Genomic DNA, 21,937 nt, shown 5'->3' with positions numbered 1-21,937 from the left:
ATTCGCCATCAGGCGCGGGACATCGGGGGGCGGATCGTGAGGCGGGACAATCTCGCGCGGGCGCTCCTCGACCGTGTCCAGCACCCCACGCAGATGGTCGCGCTCGGCTTCGGCCTGGCGGTCCTGGCCGGGAGCCTGCTGCTCTCGCTCCCCGTCGCCACGACCACCGGCGAGCCGGCCGGCTGGCTGACCGCGCTGTTCACCGCCACGTCCGCCGTGTGCGTGACCGGGCTGATCGTCGTGGACACCCCCGGGCACTGGTCGGCCTTCGGCGAGGTCGTCATCGCCCTGCTCATCCAGATCGGCGGCCTGGGCATCATGACCATGGCCACCCTGCTCACGCTGCTGATCTCCGGCAGGCTCGGGCTGCGCGCGCGGCTGCTCGCCCAGACCGAGACCAAGAGCATGAGCATGCAGGACGTACGCCGGGTGCTGGGCCGGGTGGTGGTGTTCAGCCTGGTCTGCGAGGCTGCCGTGGCCGCGGTGCTCACCGCCCGGTTCCTCACCGGATACGGCGAGCCGCCCGGACGCGCGCTCTACCTCGGCGTCTTCCACGCGATCTCGGCCTTCAACAACGCCGGCTTCGCGCTGTGGCCGGACAACCTCATGGGGTTCGTCACCGACCCGTGGATCTGCCTGCCCATCGCGGTCGCGGTGATCCTGGGCGGGCTCGGCTTCCCGGTGGTGTTCGAGCTGCTGCGCTCCTGGCGGCGTCCGGGCCGGTGGACCATCGTGACCCGGATCACGGTCATGCTCACGGTGGTCCTCCTCCTCGGCGGCACCCTGGTCTTCCTGTTCACCGAGTGGCACAACCCGGGGACCCTGGGGCCGCTGGACGGACGCGGCAAGGCGCTGGCCGCGTTCTTCACCGCGGTCATGCCGCGCACCGCGGGGTTCAACAGCCTCGACCTGGCCCAGCTCCACCCCTCCAGCCTGCTGGCCACCGACGTGCTGATGTTCATCGGCGGCGGCACCGCCGGCACCGCGGGCGGCATCAAGGTGACCACGCTGGGCCTGGTCGGCTACATCGTCTGGGCCGAGCTGCGCGCGGAGAGCCGGGTGAACGTGGGGCACCGCCGCCTGGCCGAGTCGGCGCAGCGCCAGACCATGACCTTGATCACGATCAGCGCGGCGCTGGTCGTCGGCTCCACGTACGTCCTGATGGTGCTCACCCCGCACGAGCTGAACAAGGTGCTGTTCGAGGTGGTCTCGGCCTTCGCCACGGTCGGCCTGTCCACCGGGATCACCGCCGACATCCCGGCCGCCGGGCAGGTCCTGCTGGTCCTGCTGATGTTCGTCGGCCGGATCGGCCCGCTCACCCTGGGCTCGGCGCTGGCGCTGCGGGAGCGTACGCGCCGCTACGAACTCCCCGTCGAGCGCGTGGTCATCGGCTGACCCCTGCTTGTGATCGGCGAGGTTCTTGATACCTTGAGGGCAGGTGAGCCGGGAAGTCTGGTCGGCACGTGTCCATCCCCTATTGCATGAAGGATGCATTCGTGCCCGCATTTGAGCTGCTTGCCGGTTCTGCCGCATGACCGTACTCGCCTGGGTGAGCGTGGCGGTCTTCCTCGCCGCGTACACGCTGATCGCCACCGAGAAGATGAACCGGGTCGCCGCCGCCCTCGGCGCGGCCGGGATCATGCTGCTGATCCACGCCACCGACGCCGAGGCCGCGTTCTTCTCCGAGCACGCCGGAATCGACTGGAACGTCATCTTCCTGCTCCTCGGCATGATGATCATCGTCGGGGTGCTGCGGGAGACCGGCATCTTCGAATACCTGGCGATCTGGGCCGCCAAGCGCGCCAGGGGACGGCCGTTCCGGCTCATGGTCCTGCTCGTGCTGCTCACCGCCGTCGCCTCGGCCATGCTGGACAACGTCACCACCGTGCTGCTCATCGCCCCGGTGACGCTCCTGGTCTGCGAGCGCCTGGCCCTGCCCGCCACCCCCTTCCTGATCGCCGAGGCGATGTCCTCCAACATCGGCGGCGCCGCCACCCTGGTCGGCGACCCGCCCAACATCATCATCGCCAGCCGCGGCGGCCTGAGCTTCAACGACTTCCTGGTGCACATGGCGCCGATGGTGGTGGTGCTCATGGCGGTCTTCATCGGCCTGTGCTGGCTGCTGTTCGGACGGCGCTTCCGGTACGACCCCGAGCGCGCGGCGGCCGTCATGGAACTGGACGAGCGGGAGGCCATCGCCGACCGGCGGCTGCTGTGGCAGAGTCTGGCCGTGCTCGCCCTGGTGCTGGCGGCGTTCGTCCTGCACCCCGTGCTGCACTACGAGCCCTCGGTCGTGGCGCTGCTGGGCGCGGGCATCCTGGTCGCGGCCACCCGGGTCACCACCGAGCAGGCCCTGGCCGAGGTGGAATGGCCCACGCTGGTGTTCTTCGCCGGCCTGTTCGTCATGGTCGGCGCCCTGGTGGAGACCGGCGTCATCGGCCTGCTGTCGCAGACGGCGGTCGAGGCGACGGCCGGGCGCCTGGAGCTCACCACGATGGGCCTGCTCGGCGGCTCGGCCGCGCTGTCGGCCATCGTGGACAACATCCCCTACGTCGCCACCATGAGCCCGATCGTGGCCGAACTGGTCCAGGCCGGGGGCGACGGCCCCACGCAGGTCCTGTGGTGGTCCCTGGCGTTCGGCGCCGACCTGGGCGGCAACGCCACGGCGGTGGGCGCGGCGGCCAACGTGGTGGTGCTCGGCATCGCCGCACGCAACCGCACCCCCATCAGCTTCTGGGAGTTCACGAAGTACGGCCTGATCGTCACCGTCGTCACGGTGACCCTGGTCGCGCCGTACTTGTGGCTGCGCTATCTCATGTAACGCCCGCGAGGGCCTGTCACGGATTAGAGTAATGAATGTGCCGGAAAGGCTGAGCGGAACGGCGGAATCGGGAGCGGCAATGGCGCGTCCAACGACACTGTTTCCCTTCCGATACCGCCACCCGAGAAGCTGACATGGACCTCGCCCCCCACCCGGAATGGCCGATCACTTACGATCTCGCCGAAATGCGGGCGCGGGTGGCCGGCTACGCGCTCCAGCGCGGAATGCCCCTGGAACGGGTCGAGGCCCTGGTCCTGGCCACGAACGAGGCGATCACCAACGTCCTTGAGCACGGCGGCGGAAAAGGCGCCGTCGCCTGCCGCACCGACGCGACCGGAATAACCGTGGAGATCGTCGATTACGCCGGCGCCCTCAAACCCGCCCACCTGAACGGCCGCCCCACCGACTGGACCACCCGCGGCCTCGGCCTGTGGGTGATCCGCCAGCTCTGCGACGAGACCGAGGTGGACAATCCCCACGGAAACTCCCGCCTCCGCCTGCACATGCGATACGACGGTTAACCGCTGATACAGGGATCATGGATTATGACATCTGTCCGGTGACGCCCGAATAGTCCAGACATTCGCCCCCCGAGCACGCTCCACCCCGTCCCCCGCTCCGGGAGCACGCGGCGGGCGCCCCGATCCGTACAAGCCGGCGCGCCGGCCACCCCCGGGCCCACAGGCCACCGCGAGAACACCCGGCAACGAGCGCGGGCCGCGGCGAGAAGGCCCGGCAGCGAACGCAAGCCACCACGAGAAGGCCCGGCAGCGAACGCAGGCCACCACGAGCAGGCCCGGCAGCGAGCGCAGGCCACCGCGAGAACACCCGGAGCGGGCGCGGCCACCACGCGGCCCCGCCCGCGACCGTCCGGAATGCCGGGCGCGAGCCCGGCGCCCGCACACGATCACAGCACGCGGGCCACATGAGGCGCCCGCCGCCGAGCACGGCCACCACGCCGGCCCGAGCCCGGTCGCCACGCGATTGGCTCCGCACCCGGCACGAGGACCCACCCAACCCCGAACGCACGGCCGCCCCCGCGAGCTGCGCCCCGTGTGTGCCGGTGACCGGCCGTCACCGGGACCGGCGGTAGGCCGTGAACGACACCACATCCGGCACGACGACCGCCCAAGCCCGAACGCACGACCACCCCCCGCGAACTGCGCCCCAAGCGGGGCCATCGCCGGGACCGGCGTTCGCGGGCGACGGCCGCACTCGGGCTTGAGTGATGGCCGCGTTCGAAGCGCGGCCATCACCGGGACCAGCCGGCCGCACTCGGGCTTGGGTGTCATTCGCGGCCTACGGCGGTCGTCGTGCCGGGTGTGTCGGGGCGCAGTTCGCGGGCGAGCGGTAGGCCGCATATGACTCCACCTCCGGCACGGCGACCCACCCAAGCCCGAACGCACGACCCCCTCCCGCGACTGCGGCCCGAGCGCGGCCGTCACCGGGACCGGCGGTAGGCCGCGAACGACACCACACCCGGCACGACGACCGCCCGAGCCCGAACGCACGGCCACCCGCGGGCTGCGCCCCGTGGGCGGCCGTCGCCGGGAGTGGTGGTGGGCGACGGCCGCCGGGGCGGGGTGGATCAGGTCGGGGTCTCGTCCGGCGTGTCGGCGGGCGGGGTGGTCTCGGTGGGGGTGGTGGTGGGGGTGCCGGTGGCCTCCTGCTCCAGCTCCTGGAGCATCTGCAGGTGTTCCTCGATGACCGGCTTGGCGTCGGTGGCGAGCTGCTTGACCTGCTCGGACTGGCCCTGCTCCAACTGCTTGGCGCCGTCGGCGAGGGTCTGGCGGTGGCCGGCGATCTGCGCGGTGACCCAGGCACGGTCGAACTCGGCGCCGCTCAGGCCCTCGATGCGGTCGAGTTCCTCGCTCTGGGCTTCGGAAGGCTCGTCCGGCAGGTCCACGTTGAGCTGTTCCGCCACGTTGCGGACGTTCTCGTCGAGTTTGCGGTGGTCGGTGATGAGCTTGCCGCCCAGGTCGCGGATCGCCTGGGACGTCCCCTTCTGCTGGGCCGCCTCGCCGGCGGCGATCTCGAACAGGTTGGCCTGGTGGGCCTGGACCAGGAAGGTACGGTCCTGGTCGCTCAGCCCGGGTGTCGGGGTGGCCGCTGTAGCCGCGGCCGGTGCGAACAGGGCGACGGCGAGCGCGGACACGATGGTGACGATCCCTTTGATCATGAATCCTCCCCCGATGGCTCATGTTGCGAACGAGGTGCCCGAGGGGGTGCCACCCATGCCGACTTATGCACAAAATGTCCATATGTAAAGCGGCTGGGGTCATAGGCTGGCCCGGTGGGGGGCACGCGGGACGAGGTGACCGGCGCGGCGGAACTGCTGGACGCGGCGCGCGGCGGCGACCCCGACGCGTTCGCCCGGCTGGTGGGGCCGCTGCGCGACGAGCTGCGCGCCCACTGCTACCGGATGCTGGGCTCGCTGCACGACGCCGAGGACGCCGTGCAGGAGACGCTCGACCGGGCCTGGCGCGGGCTGGCCCGCTACGAGGACCGCGGCTCGATCCGCCCCTGGCTCTACAAGATCGCGACGAACCGGGCCCTGACGCTGATCGAGCGGCGGGGGCGGCGCGAGCTGCCGGCCGGCCTGGGCGCGGAGGAGGCGCCCCTGGCCGAGCGGGCCTGGCTGGAGCCCTACCCCGACCGGCTGCTGAGCGGGACCGTCGAACCGGGTCCCGAGGCCCGCGCGGTGGCGCGCGAGAGCGTGGAGCTCGCGTTCGTCGCCGCGCTCCAGCACCTGCCGGGCACGCAGCGCGCCGCCGTGCTGCTGTGCGACGTCCTCGGCTACCCCGCCCGCGAGGCCGCCGCGCTGCTGGACACCACGGCCGCGGCGGTCAGCAGCGCCCTGCAGCGGGCCCGGCGCACCCTGGCCGGGCTGCTCCCCGGGACCACCCAGCGCCGTACGCTCGACGAGCTGGGCGAGGCCGGGCAACGGGAGCTGGCCCGCCGCTACGCCGCCGCGTGGGAGGCCGGTGACGTCGAGGCGATCGTGGCCATGCTGACCCACGACGCGAAGTACTCGATGCCGCCGCTGACCACCTGGTACCGGGGGCACGACGGCATCCGGGGCTTCCTGGCCGAGGTGGCGCCGCGCCGCTGGCGATTCCTGCCCGCGCGGGCGAACGGGCAGCTCGCGTTCGGCACGTACCTGTGGGACGAGGAGCGCTCGGCGTACCTGCCGGCGGGCCTGGACCTGCTCGCCCTGCGCGGCGCCCGCGTCGCCGAGGTGGTCTCCTTCCTGGACGCCGACTTCGCGGCGTTCGGCCTGCCCCTGGAACTCCCCGCCGGCTGAGCGATGATTTCCGGCTCCGGCCCGGGTTGTAGTCCCGAAGGGACCCGCGATCCGGAAAGGACCGAGCCGAATGACGACTTCCGACGAAGAGCTGATCCGCACGATGATCGAACGCTGGGCCGAGGCCGTGCACCGGGGCGACCTGGAGGCGGTCGTGGCCGGCCACGCCGAGGACATCGTGATGTTCGACGTGCCGCCCCCGTACGAGGGCGTGCGTGGCCTGGAGGAGTACGCCAAGACCTGGCCGCCCTTCTTTCGGTGGCAGGCGCAGGGGGCCAGGTTCGAGATCGAGTCGCTGGACGTCACCGCGGGCGAGGACGTCGCCTTCGCCCACGCCCTGCTGCGCTGCGGCACCGAGGAGGACTTCGCCCGCGACCCCCGCAACCGGCTGCGGCTCACGATCGGCCTGCGCAAGCAGGACGGCCGGTGGGTGGTCGCGCACGAGCACCACTCGTTCCCGTACGTCCAGCCGCACGAGACGGAGGCGGAGGAGGAGATCCGCGCGGTGCACCGGCGCTGGTACGACGGCACCGCGGCCAAGGACCTGGACGGCATGATGGCCGCCATCGCCGACGACGTCGTCTCCTACGAGCACGAGGCGCCGCTGCGGTACGTGGGCGTGGACGCCGTGCGCGAGGTCTGCGCGCGCGCCCTGGCCGAGGCCGGCGACGCCGCCGTCACCCTGGACGTCCCCGACCTCGCGGTCGTCGCCCAGGGCGACCTGGCGGTGGCGTGGGGGCTCAACCGGGTGCGGGTCGAGCGACCGGACGGCGGGGCCGAGGAGACGTGGTCGCGGGGCACCCGGGTGTTCCGGCGCGGGAACGGCCGGTGGCTGATGGTGCACCAGCACCTGTCGGTCCCCCTGGACCTGGAGACCGGCATGGCCAGGACCGACCTGCGCCCGTAACGGACACCGGCCGGGCCGGGCGTGACTACCATGGGTGATGAGATCGTCACCCATGGCACAGGAGCCCGTCTCATGCGACCCCCGGCCCTTCCGCTGCACCGCCCCGCCGCCGCCGTGGCGATCACGGCCGTGCTCCTCACGCCGTACGCCCCGGCGCCGCCCCCGATGGACGGCCTGGTGGAGTCGGCGGTGCAGCGGCTCCTGCTGGCCGGCCAGGTGGCGGCGGCGAAGTTCGGCGGGGGCGGCCCCATAACCGACCCGGCGCGGGAGCGGGAGGTGCTGGACTCCGTGGCGGCGATGTCGGCGGCGGCCGGGCTCGCGCCCGAGACCGGGGTCCGGTTCTTCCGGGCGCAGATCGAGGCGGCGAAGGTGGTGCAGCGAGGGCTGCACGCACGTTGGAGGGCCCACCCCGCGCTGCGTCCCCGCGAGCGCCCCGACCTGGCCACCGAGGTACGCCCCCGCCTCGACGCCCTCACGCCCCGGATGCTGCGGCTGCTGAAGCAGACCGAGCCCGTACGCCGGTCGGCCCCCGAATGCCACGCGCGGCTCGCGCAGGCCCGGCACGCCGCCGAGGCCCGCACCCCGCTCGACGGACTGCACCGAATGGCGCTGAACCAGGCACTCCGCCCGGTGTGCGATTTGCCCTGACACCGGCGTCAAGGTCCTACGGTGACGCCGACCGCGCAACGGCGAGCCGCAGGAGACGGGCATGAAATTCGGCGTCAGCTACAACACCGCGTTCAACGGGGCCGACCCCGGCCGGATGGTGGAGTTCGCCCGGCACGCGGAGGAGTGCGGCTTCGAGTCGCTGTACCTGCCCGAGCACCTGGTGCTGTACCCGGGGGCCACGCTCGGCGGGTACGAGGTGCCGGTGTCGCTCCCGTTCGCCGACCCGCTCGACTGCCTGGCCTTCGTCGCGGCGGCCACGCGGCGGCTCCTGCTCGGCACGGGCGTGCTGCTGCTGCCGTACCACCATCCGGTTGTCCTGGCCAAGCGCCTGGCGACCCTGGACGTGCTGTCCGGAGGGCGGATGCGCCTGCTCACCGTGGGCCTGGGCACCCTGCCCGGCGAGGCCCGCGCGGTCGGCGTCGACTTCCGCACCCGGGGCCGCCGCGCCGACGAGGCCATCGACGTGCTGCGACTGCTGTGGGCCGGTGGCGAGGAGGGCGTCAGCCACTCCGGGGAGTTCTTCGCCTTCGAGAACCTGTGCAGCTACCCCAAGCCCCTCGGCGTGCCCCGCCTGCCGATCCACATCGGCGGGTCGAGCCGCGCCGCCGCCCGCCGGGCGGGGCTGCGCGGCGACGGCTACTTTCCCGGCGGCGCCCTCACCCCCGAGGAGCGCGCCGCCCAGTTCGGCCTGGCCCGCGCGACCGCCGCCGAGGCGGGCCGCGACCCGGACGCGCTGGAGTACACCCGCTGGGGATCGAGCGACATGTCCCCCGACCGGGTGGCGGCCCTCGCCGCGGAGGGGGTCACCCGCATCGTCATCGGCGTCTCCGCGGGCGACCCCGGACGGCAGCACGCCGAGATGTCCGAGTTCGCGGAGCGCTTCGGCCTTGTCCGGCAGGAGCAGGGGAAATCCGGAGAAGGGCAGTAGCAGGAGGTGATGCCGCCTTTACACCGCTCTGACGTGATTGATCGGTAGACTCTCCTCGCCCACCGGTCAGCGCCGGCCCGATGCCGGGCCCCGTCCGGTGTGCCGGGACAAAGCCCTCTGCCAGGAACGGTGCTCCTGGCCGCGTTCCTGGAGACACACGTGAGCAGCGGGTTGATCGACGTGCCGCCGGCGCCCACACGAGGCCGTACGCCCCGGCGGCGGCGCCGGTGGTTGCGCTGGACGATCGCGATCGTGACCGTCGTGGTGGTGGCGCTGGCCGCGACGGCGTACGGCGTGTACGCCAGGCTCACCGGCAACGTCAGGCACATCGAGGTCACCCGCGAGGACCTGGGCGACGCCCGCCCCGCCAAGACCGTGACGGAAGCGATGAACGTGCTGGTGGTCGGCTCCGACCAGCGCAACGGCAAGAACGCCAAGTACGGCAAGTTCGCCGGCGAGCGCACCGACACGATCATGCTCGCCCACCTGTCCCCCAAGCGCGACGACGCGATCGTGATCAGCTTCCCGCGCGACTCGATGGTCCAGCTCCCGGCCTGCCGCGCCCGCCAGGGCGTACCGGGCCAGGCCGCCCACATCGGCATGATCAACGAGTCGTTCAACGCGGGCGGCATCGCCTGCACCTGGAAGACCATCGAATCCCTCACCGGCATCCACATCGACCACTTCGTCAAGGTGGACTTCACCGGCTTCAAGGGCATGGTCGACGCCATCGGCGGCGTGGAGGTGTGCATCCCCGAGCCGATCCGTGACAAGAAGGCCCTGCTCACCCTGCCCGCCGGGCGGCAGACGCTGAAGGGCGAGCAGGCCCTGGGGTACGTACGGGCGCGGTACAGCCTCGGCGACGGCTCCGACATCGGGCGCATCCAGCGCCAGCAGATGTTCCTCGCCTCCATGGTGAAGAAGGTGATGAGCGGCGAGACCCTGACCGACCCGGCCAAGCTGCTCGGCTTCCTGGACGCCGCCACCAAGTCGGTCACCACCGACCCCGGCCTGACCCCGGGCGTCATGAGGGACCTCGCGGTCGCGGCCCAGGGCCTGTCGGCCGGCAAGATCCACTTCATCACCACGCCGTGGCGCTACTCCACCACCTACCCCGGCCGCGTGGAGTGGGTGCAGCCGCAGGCGAAGAAGCTGTTCGACATCGTCGCCAAGGACCAGCCCCTCACCGGCGTCAAGGGCGGCCAGACCAAGGCCCCGCCGCGCTCCAAGGTCAACGTCGAGGTGCGCAACGGCACCTGGCGCAGCGGCCTGGCCACCACGGTCGCCGCCCAGCTCGAAGAGCGCGGCTACCACATCGCCAAGATCGGCGACACCAAGCGCAAGCCGGCCCCCAAGACCACGGTCTTCTACTCCTCCAACGGCTCCCCCGCCGTCCCCACCCTCACCCGCGACCTGCTGACCAGCACCACCAGACTGGTCCCCAACGCCACCACGGCCCGCCTCGTCCTGACCATCGGCGACGACTGGAAGGGCCTCAAGCCCCTCCAGCACAAGGACGCCGCCGACCTGCAGAGCTTCGACGCCACCCACGACTCCTGCGCCGCCGCCTGACCCACCCGGGCGGCGGCCGGGCCGCGCGCTTCAGTCCAGATAGATCCGGTCCTCGAACGCCCCCCGCTCGGCCCGCTTGGCCTCCGCGACCTTCTCGACGTGCCGCCAGTCGTGCCCGTGAACCCGCGCGAGCGCCCGCAGCACCTCGAACACGTCCGCGATCTCCCCGGCCACCTCCTCACCCGACGCCGCCGCGAGCTCCGCCGCCTCCTCCCCCAGCTTCGCCAGCAGGGCCGCGCGGTACTCCTCCTCCCCCAGCACCCGCACCACCGGCTCGCCCCCGTGCCGCCGAATGATCTCCGGAATGCGGTCCCGCACCAGCTTCCCCACATCGCCTCCTCATCGCTCTCCCGCCGTCCGAGAGGTCGAGCCTACTGAGGCGCCCGGCCCGCGTGTTGCGCCCGGCTCTGCCGGGGCCCCGTGCCTACCCTGTTCTCCGCCGGTATCCCCTCAACACGGGCGGAGCGCAATGAACGAGGATTTCTTTCGCTACGACCCGTCGGCGCGCGCCTCATGGCGCCTGGCCGTCCTGATGGGCAGGAACTCGCGTACGTACAAGTTCGCCCTCGGCTCGGCGCTGATGTCTGCCGCGGCGGAGGGGCGGACGGAGATCCCGCTGGCCGAACTGGCCGTTCCGTACGCGATGGGGCTGGCCCGGCGTGTGAGGGAGGCGGCGCAGATGCCGGCCGGGGGAGAGCTGGGCGAGTCCGACTTCCTCGCCGTGGCGCAGCGCGAGGCCGACGAGTCGCTCCGGATCGGGACGCCGACCGAGGAGCTGCTCAGCGCGGCCGTGCGGTCGATGCCGCAGATGGTGATGCGGAAGTTCCACAACCTGCCGGGCGGCGGAGAGGTGCCCCATCGCTTCTACGAGCTCACCGGCGGCTCGCGAGAGCGGGTCGTCCGGCTGACGGAGCACCTTCGCTCGGTCGCGCGCTCGGAGCACGCGCCGAGCCTGCGCGAGGAGCTGGACGCGCGGTGGAGCATCGTGGAGGCGTCCTTCTCGGCCGCGATCGGGCGGAGCCTGATGCAGGAGGGCGTGGCGGTCGATCTGGGGGCGCTGCGCATCACCGACAAGCGCCGGCGCCGTCCCGTCGCCGGGGTGACGGAGGCGGTCATCGGGTTTCAGCACGGACGCTGCCTCATCTGCGACGAGACCCTCGTGCCGGGCGTGGACGCCGTCGCCGTGGACCACGTCTTCCCGTTCTCGATGATGGCCCGGCTCGGCGCGGCCACCGATCTCGACGCGGTCTGGAACCTCGCTCCGGCGCACTCCGCCTGCAACGGCAGGAAGAGCGACCGGCCGCCCACGACCGCCGAGCTCGTGCGGCTGGCGGAACGGAACGAGGCGATCATGCACTCGCCTCTCCCGCTGCGGAAGACGCTGCACCTGACCTTGGTACGGCACGGCTATCCGGGGCGTGCGGGCGACTGGCGCAGGTTCCTGGCTCAAGCCCAGCGCGATCTGCCTGGCTGATCCTCTCGCCCGATCACCGGGCCGGGTTCGGGCCGGGGTGCCGGGCGGCCTGCCGGGGAAGGGGTGGGAGTGCCGGTGGGAGGAGGGGCGATGAGGGCGTGGGTGAAGATCTTCTGCACCGGGTTGGGGTTGTGGGTGGCGGCGGTGGTGGTGACGGCGGTGACCTCCAATCCCAATCTGGTGCCGACGGTGGTGTTGCTGGGCAGCTTTCTGGTGCCGGTGACGTTCGTGGCGTGGGCGTATGGGCGGGGGCACGCCGCCGGGGTGACGGTGGAGCTGCTGTTTCAGAGCTTCATCGTGGGCGGGGTGCTGGGGGTGCTCGGGGCGTCGCTGCTGGAGGGGTGGCTGCTGCGGCCGTCGGTGTGGGTGTATCTGGGGGTCGGGTTCATCGAGGAGGGGGTGAAGCTGGCGGCGCTGATGTTCGTGGCCCGGCGGATGACGCGGCGCACCGGGCGCGACGGGCTGGTGCTGGGGGCCACGGTGGGGTTCGGGTTCGCCGCGTTCGAGAGCGCCGGGTACGCGTTCAACGCGCTGTTCGCGGGCGACGGGCTGTCGTTGAGCCAGCTCGTGGAGACCGAGGTGTTGCGCGGGCTGCTGGCGCCCGTGGGGCACGGGCTGTGGACCGCCATCGTCGGCGGGGTGCTGTTCGGCCGGGGGTTCCGGATCTCCGGGGCGGTGCTGGGGGCGTACGCGGGGGTGGCGGTGCTGCATGCGCTGTGGGACTCGATGAGCGCCATCGCCATCGCGATCACGCTGGTGCTGACCGGGCGGCCCTGGCAGTTCCAGGCGCTGCGGCTGGGGCAGGTGCCGGAGGTGACCACGGCGCAGGTGCACCTGTACACCGTGCTGAACTGGGCGGGGCTGCTGCTCGTGTCGCTGGTCGCGCTGGCCTGGCTGCTGGACGTCAGCCGGCGCGTCCGGTACGGGCCCCCGCGCGGCCTGGCGTGATCCCGTACCGCGCTTCACGGCGGCGGGTTCAGCGGGTGGCGACTTCGTGCAGGATGCCGGTCAGGGTGGCGGGGTCGGCGAGGAGGTCGATGTGGCCGCGGCCGGGGATCACGATCAGGCGGCCGTCGCGGCAGGCGGCGAGGAAGTCGCGCTCGTCGGCGCGGAACGGGTCGCGGGAGCCGTTGACCAGCGTGACCGGGCCCGGGTACGCGGCGAGGGCGGCGATCGGGTCGTAGCCCATGATCGCCGCGGCGGCGGCGGGCATGACCTCGCTGGACAGGCCGCCTTCCAGGACCGCGCGGCCCGGGGCGCCGGGCAGGAGGCGGGAGAAGGTGAAGGCGCTGAGCCGGTCGGCGCGGCGAGGGCTGGCCCCCGCCAGGGCCGCCATCCGGCGGTAGAGCATCGCGTACGCACCCCGCGGCCGGGTGGTGCAGCCCATGGCGACCAGGCCGGCGACGCGCTCCGGGTGGGCGGCGGCGGTGGCGATCGAGACGAAGCCGCCCAGCGACAGGCCCGCGACCAGGGCCCGCCCGCCCACCGCGTCGATGGCCTCGGTCACCGCGGCCACCGCCGCGGCCAGGGTGAACGGCTCGCCGCGCCGCACGCCGTGGCCGGGCAGGTCGAGGGCTTCGACCTTGTGCCCGGCCGCGCGCAGCCGGTCGGCGACCGGGTGCCACATGGTCCGGCTGACCCTGATGCCGTGGACCAGGACGGTGGGCGGGGGTTGTGCGGGCATGGGCGCTCCCGGGGATGCAGGGCGGACGGCTCGCACCCTACATCCCCGGCTCGCGGCTATCGCGCGAGCATCTCCACCGCCTTCTTGTGCCGGCCGGACAGGTGCTCGTGCTCGGCCAGGGCCTGGGCCTTGACCCGGTCGGGGGTCTGCGGCCGGGACTGGGCGACGTCCCTGGCCACCGAGACCACGGCGTCGATCTGGGCGAAGGTGTCCTTGCGCGCCCGCTCCAGCAGGCCGGCGGCGGTGGCCAGGGCGGTGAGCACCACCCTGGGCTCCCTGACCGTGCCGTCCTTGGCCCAGTTGCGGTCGAGCAGGGCCACGGTGAGCGCCGCCGCGGCGGCGGTGGCGTGGGCGTCGCCGCGTACCTTGAGCAACTGGTCGCGTACGGCCTTCAGCCTGGTGCGGGGCGCGTCGGTGCGCAGGCCCCAGCCGTAGGGGAACTGCGGGTCGTACGCCGCGTCGCCGACGTTGATCGGGACGGCCTGGCGCGGCCAGGTGAACGGCAGCCTGCCGGTGTACGGCACGGCGCCGAACAGCGGGTCGGCGACGCCGGCGCCCTCGCTGCCGGGCAGCCAGGACGCGACCACCGCCGTGGCCTTCTCCAGCACCGGGCCGAGCAGCAGCGGCCGGCCCGAGACCACCAGCACCGCGCACTTCATCGCGGCGCACACCTTCTCGATCGCGGCGGTGTCGGCGGCCGACAGGGACAGGGTGCGGCCGTTGACGCCCACGTCGCCGACGCCCTCGGCGTACGGGGTCTCGCCGACCACGACCACGCCCACGTCGTGCCCGGCGGTGGGGGCGGAGGCGTCGGCGGAGTAGGTGACCTCGCCGCTCGTCGCGGCCCGGATGCCCTGGAGGATGGTGGTGCCCTCGGTGATCGGGCCGCTGGAGCCCTGCCAGGAGATGGTCCAGCCGCCCGACTGGTTGCCGATGTCGTCGGCGTTGGAGCCGGCGACGTACACCTTGGCGGTCTTCGGCAGCGGGAGCAGCCTGCCCGCGTTCTTCAGCAGCACCTGCGACTTGGCGGCGGCGGTGCGGGCGACCTCGCGGTGCGCGGCGCTGCCGACGTCGGCCAGGCCGGACCGGTCGGTGTAGGGCTTCTCGAACAGGCCCAGGCGGAACTTCTGGGTCAGGATGCGCGAGACCGCGTCGTCGATCCGCGCCATCGGCACCCGCCCGGCCTGGACCTCGGCGGTGAGCGTGGCGACGAACTCCTCGTACCGGGTCGGCACCATGATCATGTCCAGTCCGGCGTTGATCGAGGTGCGCACGTCGCTGGGGTAGTCGCCGGGGATCTGGTCGATGGCCTGCCAGTCGCTGATCACGAAGCCGCGGAAGCCCATGGACTTCTTCAGCACGTTGGTGATCAGGTCGGCGTGGGCGTGCATCTTGACCGGGCCCTCGGCGTCGCCGAGGTAGTCCACGCTGGAGTACGACGGCATGACCGAGCCGACCCCGCGCCGCAGGGCCTCGCGGAACGGCGCGAGGTGCACCGCCTCCAACTCGGCCCGGGTGACCTCGGTGACGCCCTGGTCGATGGTGTAGTCGCCGGTGGTGGACGAGCCGTACTTGGTGCCGCCGTCGCCGACGTAGTGCTTGGCGGTGGCGAGCACGCCCTCGTCCTGGAGCCCGTCGATGATCGTGGCCATCCTGGTCACCAGCGCCGGGTCCTCGCCGAACGACTCGTACGCCCGCCCCCACCGCTCGTCGCGGCTGACGCACAGGCAGGGCGCGAAGTCCCACGGCACGCCGGTGGCCTTGACCTCCTTGGCGGTGATCGTGCCGGTCTTCTCCACCAGATCGGGGTCACGGGTGGCGCCGAGGCCCACGTTGTGCGGGAAGATCGTGGCGCCGACCACGTTGTTGTGGCCGTGCACGGCGTCCACGCCGTAGATCAGCGGGATCTGCAGCCGGGTGCCGCGGGCGCGCAACTGGTAGCCGTCCACCATGTCGGCCCACGCCTCGGGGGTGTTCGGGGTCGGCACGGAGCCGCCGCCCGACAGCAGCGAGCCCAGCGCGTACCTGGCGATGTCGCCCTGGGCGCGCAGCGCGTTGCGCTCGGCCTGGGTCATCTGGCCCACCTTCTCCGCCAGGGTCATCCGGCCGAGCAGGTCGGCGACGCGCTCGCCCACCGGCCGCTTGGCGTCCAGGTAGGGCAGGCCGTGCGCGTCGAGCACGATGACCGGCTCCTCGGCCGGGACGCCCGCGCCGGTGGCCGAAAGCGTGATGGGGATGGTCTCGGCCTCCTCCGCCGCGTCGTCGCCGAGGGTGAGCACGGTGAAGGTCTGCGACTCGCCGGACGCGGTGCCGGCCGGGAAGGTGAGCGTGCCGGTGGCCGGGGTGTAGTCGCTCCCGGCGGTGGCGGTGCCCTCGCCGGTGCCGTACGTCACCGTCACCGGCTCGTCCAGCGGCCCGCCGCCGGTGGTGGTCACGCTGACCCGCACCTCGACGGTGTCGTTCTCCTTGACCGAGTACACCGGCCGGTCCAGGGCCACCGTCGCCTTGGGCGCGGCGCCCGCGACGCCGTACACCTGGAAGTCGTCGAGCCGGAACTCGCCAGGCGCGCCGCTCGGCATGGTGAAGGCGTAGCCCCACATCTCGGTCAACCCGAGCTTGTGGTCGATGCCGCCGGGCACCGGCTGGTAGTCGCCCCGGTAGGCGAAGCGGCTGAACGGGATCTCGACGAGGTGCCAGCCCTCCCAGTCGTCGGTGAAGGAGGTGTTCCACAGCTCGCTCGCCTCGGGGCCGTCGCCGCCGTCCTTCAGCTCCAGGAAGATCCGCTTGCCCGAGCCGGGCGGCAGCGGCGCGGTGTTCTGGCCGTACCACCAGAACCGCACCCCGGCGAAGCCGCTCCAGTCCTGGGTGCCGGCGAGGTTGCGCACGACGCCGCCCCACTGGCTGATGTCGTACGTGCCGCGCAGCACCTTGCCGCGCTCGTCGTCGGCGAAGGACAGCGAGGGGTGGTCGTCGGCGTCGCCGCCGAAGGTGAAGATGCCCGGCTCCGGCGGGCCGGACACGATCGGCACCTCGCCGTCGTACTTGTCCACGGTGAGCACCTGCTGGTAGATGCGCACGTCGTCGAAGATCATCGTGCCGGAGGCGGCGGGGAGCCGGAAGGCGTAGCCCCACATGCCGGTCAGCTCCAGCCGGCCGTCGGTGGGCGCGCCGCCGGGCTGGTAGTCGGTCCTGCGCTTGAAGTCGCGGAACGGCACCTGGATCTTGCGCCAGCCGGCGACGTCGTCCACGAAGGAGGCGTCGAACAGCTCCGCGGAGCCGGCCGCCGTGCCGCCGTCCTTGACCTCGAAGTAGATCTGCTGCCCGGAGCCGGTGCCCTTGACCCAGAAGGAGAATCCGTCGAAGCCGCTCCAGTCCTCGGCGGTGGTCCACTCGTGCGACCAGCCGCCCCACTGCGCCACGTCGTACGTCACGCGCAGCCCGCGCCGGTCGCCGTCGTCGGCGATCTCCAGCGCGGGCATGCTGGACGCGCTGTCGCCCCAGGCGAACACGCCCTCGGGCTGGGAGTCCAGGTCGGCCAGCACGCGGGTCTCGCCGTCGAAGGGCAGCGGGTCGTCGTCGGTCACGGTCACGGCCAGGGACGTGCGGGGCGACGCGACCGCGCCGGTGGCCTCGCCGAGTCTGAGCTCGAAGGTCTCGGCGCGCTCGTTGACCTCGTCGTCCACGCCGGTGAGCGTGATCGTCTTGCCGGTCTCGCCGGGGGCGAAGGTGAGCGTGCCCTCGGCGGCCCGGTAGTCCTGTCCCGCCACGGCGGTGCCGTCGGCGGTGGAGTAGGCCACGGTGACCTGCGACTCGGCGGCCTTGTTCAGCCGGACGGGCACCTCGGCGGTGCCGTCCTCGGCCAGCCGCACGGCCGGGACGGCCAGGCTGACCGCCTGCTCGGTGAACGTGCCGAGCACCTCGAACTCGTACAGGGAGTAGCCGTACTCGGTGGCGCGCGCGGTGCCGGTGAGCCGCACGTACCGGGCCGACGCCTCCAGCCCGGTGATCTCGTCCACTCCCCCGTCGCCGGTGGTGGTCGCGTAGGCGGGGGCCCACGCGGCACCGTCGGCGGAGGTCTCGATCGAGTACGCCGTGCCGTGCGCGGCCTCCCAGCGCAGCGTCACGCCCGTGATGTCGGCGGAGGCGCCGAGGTCCACGGTTATGGTCTGGGGGTCGGCGAACGCGCTGGACCAGCGGGTCGCCGGATCGCCGTCGATCGCCTTGTCCGCCCCGTAGGCGGCGCCCTCGGCCGAGGACGCCGTGGCGACGCCGTACGTCGCCAGGTTGGCCGCCGCGCTCGCGGTCCCGGCCGGAACCGTGATCAGCGAGGCCAGCAGGACCGATAAGACCCCGATCCTCCGTAAGACCATCTTCCGTAAGACCATCGACGCCTCCGCGTGGCGCTAGTTGCCGAACGTGAACCAGTTGACGTTGACGAAGTCGGCCGGCTGGCCGCTCGCGAACGTGAGGTAGACCGTGTGCGTGCCGGTCACCCCGGAGATGTTGGCCGGGACCGTCCGCCAGCTCTGCCAGCCGCCGGTGTTGGCGATGGCGAAGTCACCGACGACCGGCCCGGTCGGACTGCCCAGCCGCACCTGGACCAGCCCGCTGACCCCGGCCGCCGCGCCCGACGCGACCCGGGCCACGAACTGCGTGGCCGGGGTGGAGCCGAAGCGGACGTTGTCGTAGCGCAGCCAGTCGCCGTTGGCGATGGCGCCGATGTTCTGCCCGCCGCCGGTGTCGGTGGTGCCCTCGGTGATCGTGCCCGACTGGGCCTGGTACGCCTCGGCCTGGATGGTCGAGCGCGCGTCGAACCCGGTGCCGGGCGAGGGCGTGGTGGTGGTGCCGCTCTGCCAGACCGCCACGTAGTCCACCAGCATGGACCGCCCGGAGACGGTGGCCGCGGTGGGGGTGCCGAAGCCGGCGACGCCGTTGGGGAACGCGCCGCCCATGGCCACGTTGAGCAGCAGGAAGTAGCCCGCGTGGCCGGTCATGTTGTTCCAGGTCGTGGCGTCGAACCGGCTCTGGCTCAGGCTGTGGTAGAGCTGGCCGTCCACGTACCAGCGCAACTGGTTGGGCGAGACGCTGCGGTCCCACTCGAACCGGTAGGTGTGCATGGCCGACTGGCAGGTGGAGCCGGGGCACGCGCGGCTGGCGCCCAGGCCGTTGGTCTCGTCGCACGGCCCGCCGGGGTTGACGCCGCAGTGCAGCACGCCCCAGACCGAGTTCAGGCCGTTGACGTTCTCCATGATGTCGAACTCGCCGATGGCCGGCCAGTTCCAGTAGTTGCCCCGGTAGGGCGAGCCGAGCGCCCAGAACGCCGGCCAGTAGCCCAGCGCCTGGTCCCCGGTGACGTTGGGCATCTGGATGCGGCCCTCGATGCGCAGGATGCGGCCGTCGGCGGGCTTGAAGTCCGCGCGGCGGGTCTCGATCCTGGCCGAGGTCCACTCGCCCGAGGCGCTGCGGATGGGGGTGATCCGCAGGTTGCCCGAGCCGTCCAGGCTCAGGTTGGCGGTGCTGCTGGTGTAGTTCTGGATCTCACCGGTGCCCCAGTTGGCCGGGCCTCCCGGGTAGCCGTGGCCGGTGTCGATGATCCAGTTCTCCGAGGACGGCAGGGTGTTCGCCGGTCCGTTGAAATCGTCGGCCCACACCAGCGACCAGCCCGACGGTGTCGGCGGCACGGCCGCGCCCGCGGGGGTCACGGCCACGGCGGTCGCCGCGAGCCCGGCGGCCGCGGCGGTGAGCAGTGCGATGATCCATCTGCGCATGGTCTCTCCTCCTACGGCTATGGCAAGGGGATCCGGACGAGGGAGCGGGAGCCCTGGGCGGCGGTCGCCTCCACCCGGAGCTGGGTGGTGCCGTTGCCGATCGCGCTCCACACCTCCAGGCGGACCCTGCCGCCCGACATGTCGCCCAGCGATCCGGTCGCGGACGACGGCGTGCTCGCCGCGTACCGCTCCCAGCCGGCGACCGGGTCGGTGGCGAAGTACGGGTAGGTCTCCACCCGCTCGAAGGTGCCGTCGCCGGTCAGGTCGTAGGACACCCTGGCCTGGGTGCCCAGGGCGACCGTGGTGCCGGCGTCGAGGTACAGCTCCACGCCGGACGCCTTGGCCGGGTCGTACCGGCCGCTGACGCCGGTGATCTCGTAGACCAGCGGCTGGTACGGCGTGCCGTCGTGGTTGACCCCGCCCGCGGAGGCGACGGTGTCGGTGGCCGCGCCGGTGCCGGAGTCGGTGGTGAGCCGCCCGGTCACGCCCACCGCCGCGCCGTCGCGCAGGTAGAGCGTGTCGCCGGTGGACGGGCCGGGATCGGGGCCGCCGCCGCCCGTGCCCGTGCTGGTGGCGGTCGCGCGGGCGGGGACGGTCAGGGTCTTGCCGTCGGAGAACGTGACCGTGCGGGACGAGGTGCCGAAGTTGTGCGCGACGTACGTGCGCGTGCCGCCGGAGGCGAACACCGCGGCCGTCGGCACGTTCGCGGTGACGGACCGGTCAGGTGTGCCCGTCTTCGCCAGGTTGTATATCCAGTGGTAGGTGTGCGCCTTGGAGTCGCCCGACTCCGGCTCGTAGGAGTTCCAGCCCGCGTCCCAGGCGGCCTTCGCGCCCGCGGGGTCGGCCAGCGCCTGGAACTGCCAGATGATGTCGCGCCACTCCACCGCCGGGCCGCCGTTGTTGGCGGTCATCTCGGCGAGGTTCTGCTGGATGTCGCGCTGGTAGAGCGAGCCCGCGGTGATCGGCAGCATGTTGATGCCGTGGATCTCCTCCGGGTTGGCGGTCCACCAGGTGGCGTAGGCTCCGCCGTTGCCCCAGATCATGCCCAGCGTGTCGTGCTGGAAGGACGCCGGGAAGACCGCGTTGTCGGCGTCGTACCAGTACTGGGCGATCGTGGCGGCCTGGGTGGTGTAGAGGTAGATGCCCAGGTCGCGCAGGCCGGTGTCGCCGGTGGCCTCGCCGAGCAGCAGCGCGCCGACGGCGAAGTTCATCGCCTCCGACGACGACTCCTCGTTGTTGCCGGCCGCGAAGCCCTGGTGCCCCGACGCCCAGCCGTTGCCGGCGTAGGGGTCGAAGTTGCGCAGGAACGGGAAGCGGGTGTCGGAGCGCACCCAGTTGTTGGCGTCGCGGGCCAGCAGCTTGGCCATGCCGCCCCACTGGCCGTCGGCGGCCCACGCGGCGTCGTAGCGGGCCACGGTCGCGGCGGCCATCAGGTAGTAGCCGTAGTGGAAGTGGTGGTCGTTCAGCTCGCTGTCGCTGCCGTACGAGGCGGGGTAGCCGGTCAGCGCGCCCCAGGCGGCGTCGTAGCGGAACTGCTCGCCGCCCGCGGTGAACCAGCTCTGCAGCTCGCCCTTGAGCAGGCCGAGCAGCTTGTCCCTGGTGGCGGTGTCGCCGAGCTGGTCGGCGATCGGCACGAGCTGGGCCAGGCGGCCGAGCGCCTTGCCGGTCCAGTAGGTGTCGGCGGCGCCCTTCCACGGGTCGGCGGCGTTCGCCTCCTGGCGTACCAGGTCGCGCAGGCGAGTGCGGTCGTAGGCGCCGAGGTCGGGCAGGGAGGGCAGCACGCCGGTGAAGGTCTGCCGGGTGGTGAACGACGCTCCCTCGCGCAGCTTCATCTGGCCGCGCGGCGAGACGTAGGTGTGCGCGGTGAGCGCGTCGGAGGTGGCCTGCCACTGGTGCCGGTACAGCGCCAGCAGCGTGCCGGTCCTGGTGCCCTCCTTGGCGGCGGTGGCCGCGGTGTAGGTGGTGGTGAGGCGGGCGGCGGCGCTGTCGTACGACCAGTTCACGGTGGTGCCGGTGACGAAGCTGAACGCGTAGTTCGCGAACAGGTCCAGCGCGCCGGTCGAGGGCAGCACGGCGACCGAGAAGTAGTCCCGGCCGCCGAGGTTGGCGGTGGCCACGGTGCCGGAGACGTTCCAGTCGGTGCCGGACGGCGAGAACAGCGCGTAGTGGTGACCGTTGACGGTGACGCCGAGGACGTTGCCCCGGTCGGCCCAGATCGCGGGCGTGGCGACGAAGGCGATCCTGGCGTCGCCGCCGGTGGCGGTGGCCTGGACGAACGGCATGCCGTGGCCGATCGTGGCCTTCAGCGTGCGCGCCCCGTCGGTCCAGTGCGGGGTCACCGTCCAGTCGGACCAGCCGTCCACCCGGGTCTCGGGGGCGTTCAGGCCGGTGACGCCGAGGGTGAGGTCGCGGGCGTGCGGGTACTCGTACTGGCGGCCGTCGGCGCTGATCAGGGGGTTGGTCGGGTAGCTGACCTCCAGGCCGCTCGCGACCGCGCGGAAGGCCAGCGGGTGGGCGTACATGTTCTCGGAGTAGGGGTTGCCCGGGTAGCGGCGGAAGGCCAGCGAGGACCACCAGTCGTTGGTGGGCACCGGGCGGCCGGCGGCGTTGGCGGTCACCTTGGGGGTGACGGCGGCGCCGGAGGTGTCGGCCGGGCCGGTCGCGCCGGCCGGCAGGTCGGTGGTGTAGCTGCCCGCGCCGACGGTCACGGTCGCGGCGTGCGCGGGGGCGGCGGGCACGAGGGACACGGCCGCGGCGGACGCCACGACCACGACGGCGGTGAGCAACCGGTTCAGGAGGGGTAGGCGGCC

16 protein-coding genes are annotated in these 21,937 nt (G+C 72.4%); 10 read left to right on the top strand and 6 right to left on the bottom strand.

The window, feature by feature from the left end; genetic code table 11:
- The first annotated feature begins 36 nt into the window (after positions 1-36).
- The 3 genes from HNP84_RS22835 (at position 37) to HNP84_RS22825 (ending at position 3,342) form a co-directional block, all read left to right on the top strand.
- Positions 37-1,395 (top strand): TrkH family potassium uptake protein, encoded by a 1,359-nt coding sequence (locus HNP84_RS22835; RefSeq protein WP_425585879.1) that lies wholly within the window; start codon positions 37-39, stop codon positions 1,393-1,395.
- A gap of 136 nt (positions 1,396-1,531) precedes the next feature.
- Positions 1,532-2,821 (top strand): ArsB/NhaD family transporter, encoded by a 1,290-nt coding sequence (locus HNP84_RS22830; RefSeq protein WP_185051811.1) that lies wholly within the window; start codon positions 1,532-1,534, stop codon positions 2,819-2,821.
- A gap of 134 nt (positions 2,822-2,955) precedes the next feature.
- Positions 2,956-3,342, top strand: a complete 387-nt coding sequence (locus HNP84_RS22825) for an ATP-binding protein (protein WP_185051810.1) — start codon at positions 2,956-2,958, stop codon at positions 3,340-3,342.
- 1,067 nt (positions 3,343-4,409) lie between these two features.
- Here the strand turns inward: HNP84_RS22825 and HNP84_RS22820 are convergent.
- On the bottom strand, positions 4,410-5,000 hold the full coding sequence (locus HNP84_RS22820) for a DUF4142 domain-containing protein (RefSeq protein ID WP_185051809.1): 591 nt from the start codon (positions 4,998-5,000) through the stop codon (positions 4,410-4,412).
- Positions 5,001-5,114: 114 nt separating this feature from the next.
- Between HNP84_RS22820 and HNP84_RS22815 the strand changes: the two genes are divergently transcribed.
- From HNP84_RS22815 to HNP84_RS22795, 5 genes are all read left to right on the top strand, one after another.
- Complete coding sequence (locus HNP84_RS22815) at positions 5,115-6,125, top strand: sigma-70 family RNA polymerase sigma factor (RefSeq protein ID WP_312925504.1); 1,011 nt, start codon at positions 5,115-5,117, stop codon at positions 6,123-6,125.
- A 70-nt stretch (positions 6,126-6,195) separates the two neighbouring features.
- Positions 6,196-7,032 (top strand): SgcJ/EcaC family oxidoreductase, encoded by an 837-nt coding sequence (locus HNP84_RS22810; protein WP_185051808.1) that lies wholly within the window; start codon positions 6,196-6,198, stop codon positions 7,030-7,032.
- Between the two features lie 72 nt (positions 7,033-7,104).
- On the top strand, positions 7,105-7,680 hold the full coding sequence (locus HNP84_RS22805) for a chorismate mutase (RefSeq protein WP_185051807.1): 576 nt from the start codon (positions 7,105-7,107) through the stop codon (positions 7,678-7,680).
- Between the two features lie 61 nt (positions 7,681-7,741).
- The gene (locus HNP84_RS22800; protein ID WP_185051806.1) at positions 7,742-8,629 is read left to right on the top strand and encodes a TIGR03619 family F420-dependent LLM class oxidoreductase; all 888 of its coding nucleotides are present in this window, start codon (positions 7,742-7,744) and stop codon (positions 8,627-8,629) included.
- A gap of 159 nt (positions 8,630-8,788) precedes the next feature.
- Positions 8,789-10,201, top strand: a complete 1,413-nt coding sequence (locus HNP84_RS22795) for an LCP family protein (protein WP_185051805.1) — start codon at positions 8,789-8,791, stop codon at positions 10,199-10,201.
- A gap of 30 nt (positions 10,202-10,231) precedes the next feature.
- On the opposite strand, the gene HNP84_RS22790 is transcribed toward HNP84_RS22795, so the two are convergent.
- On the bottom strand, positions 10,232-10,531 hold the full coding sequence (locus HNP84_RS22790) for a nucleoside triphosphate pyrophosphohydrolase (protein WP_185051804.1): 300 nt from the start codon (positions 10,529-10,531) through the stop codon (positions 10,232-10,234).
- Positions 10,532-10,670: 139 nt separating this feature from the next.
- Here HNP84_RS22790 and HNP84_RS22785 point away from each other — a divergent pair, with 139 nt between their 5' ends.
- Complete coding sequence (locus HNP84_RS22785) at positions 10,671-11,675, top strand: HNH endonuclease (protein WP_185051803.1); 1,005 nt, start codon at positions 10,671-10,673, stop codon at positions 11,673-11,675.
- A gap of 90 nt (positions 11,676-11,765) precedes the next feature.
- Positions 11,766-12,623 carry a PrsW family intramembrane metalloprotease gene (locus HNP84_RS22780; protein ID WP_185051802.1) on the top strand — a complete coding sequence of 286 codons (858 nt, stop codon included), beginning with the start codon at positions 11,766-11,768 and terminating at the stop codon, positions 12,621-12,623.
- A 28-nt stretch (positions 12,624-12,651) separates the two neighbouring features.
- On the opposite strand, the gene HNP84_RS22775 is transcribed toward HNP84_RS22780, so the two are convergent.
- Genes HNP84_RS22775 through HNP84_RS22760 form a run of 4 tightly spaced genes read right to left on the bottom strand, consistent with a single transcriptional unit; the run spans position 12,652 to position 21,913 of the window.
- Complete coding sequence (locus HNP84_RS22775) at positions 12,652-13,359, bottom strand: alpha/beta fold hydrolase (protein ID WP_185051801.1); 708 nt, start codon at positions 13,357-13,359, stop codon at positions 12,652-12,654.
- A gap of 56 nt (positions 13,360-13,415) precedes the next feature.
- Positions 13,416-17,744, bottom strand: a complete 4,329-nt coding sequence (locus HNP84_RS22770; RefSeq protein ID WP_185051800.1) for a glycoside hydrolase family 3 N-terminal domain-containing protein — start codon at positions 17,742-17,744, stop codon at positions 13,416-13,418.
- A gap of 18 nt (positions 17,745-17,762) precedes the next feature.
- On the bottom strand, positions 17,763-19,127 hold the full coding sequence (locus tag HNP84_RS22765) for a glycoside hydrolase family 16 protein (RefSeq protein ID WP_185051799.1): 1,365 nt from the start codon (positions 19,125-19,127) through the stop codon (positions 17,763-17,765).
- 17 nt (positions 19,128-19,144) lie between these two features.
- The gene (locus HNP84_RS22760) at positions 19,145-21,913 is read right to left on the bottom strand and encodes a glycosyl hydrolase (protein WP_246518489.1); all 2,769 of its coding nucleotides are present in this window, start codon (positions 21,911-21,913) and stop codon (positions 19,145-19,147) included.
- Positions 21,914-21,937 lie beyond the last annotated feature (24 nt).

This window comes from Thermocatellispora tengchongensis (assembly GCF_014202315.1).
GTDB lineage: Bacteria > Actinomycetota > Actinomycetes > Streptosporangiales > Streptosporangiaceae > Thermocatellispora > Thermocatellispora tengchongensis.
The sequence above is the reverse complement of the archived record's forward strand: the minus strand, read 5'-3'. Positions and strand labels throughout refer to the sequence as shown.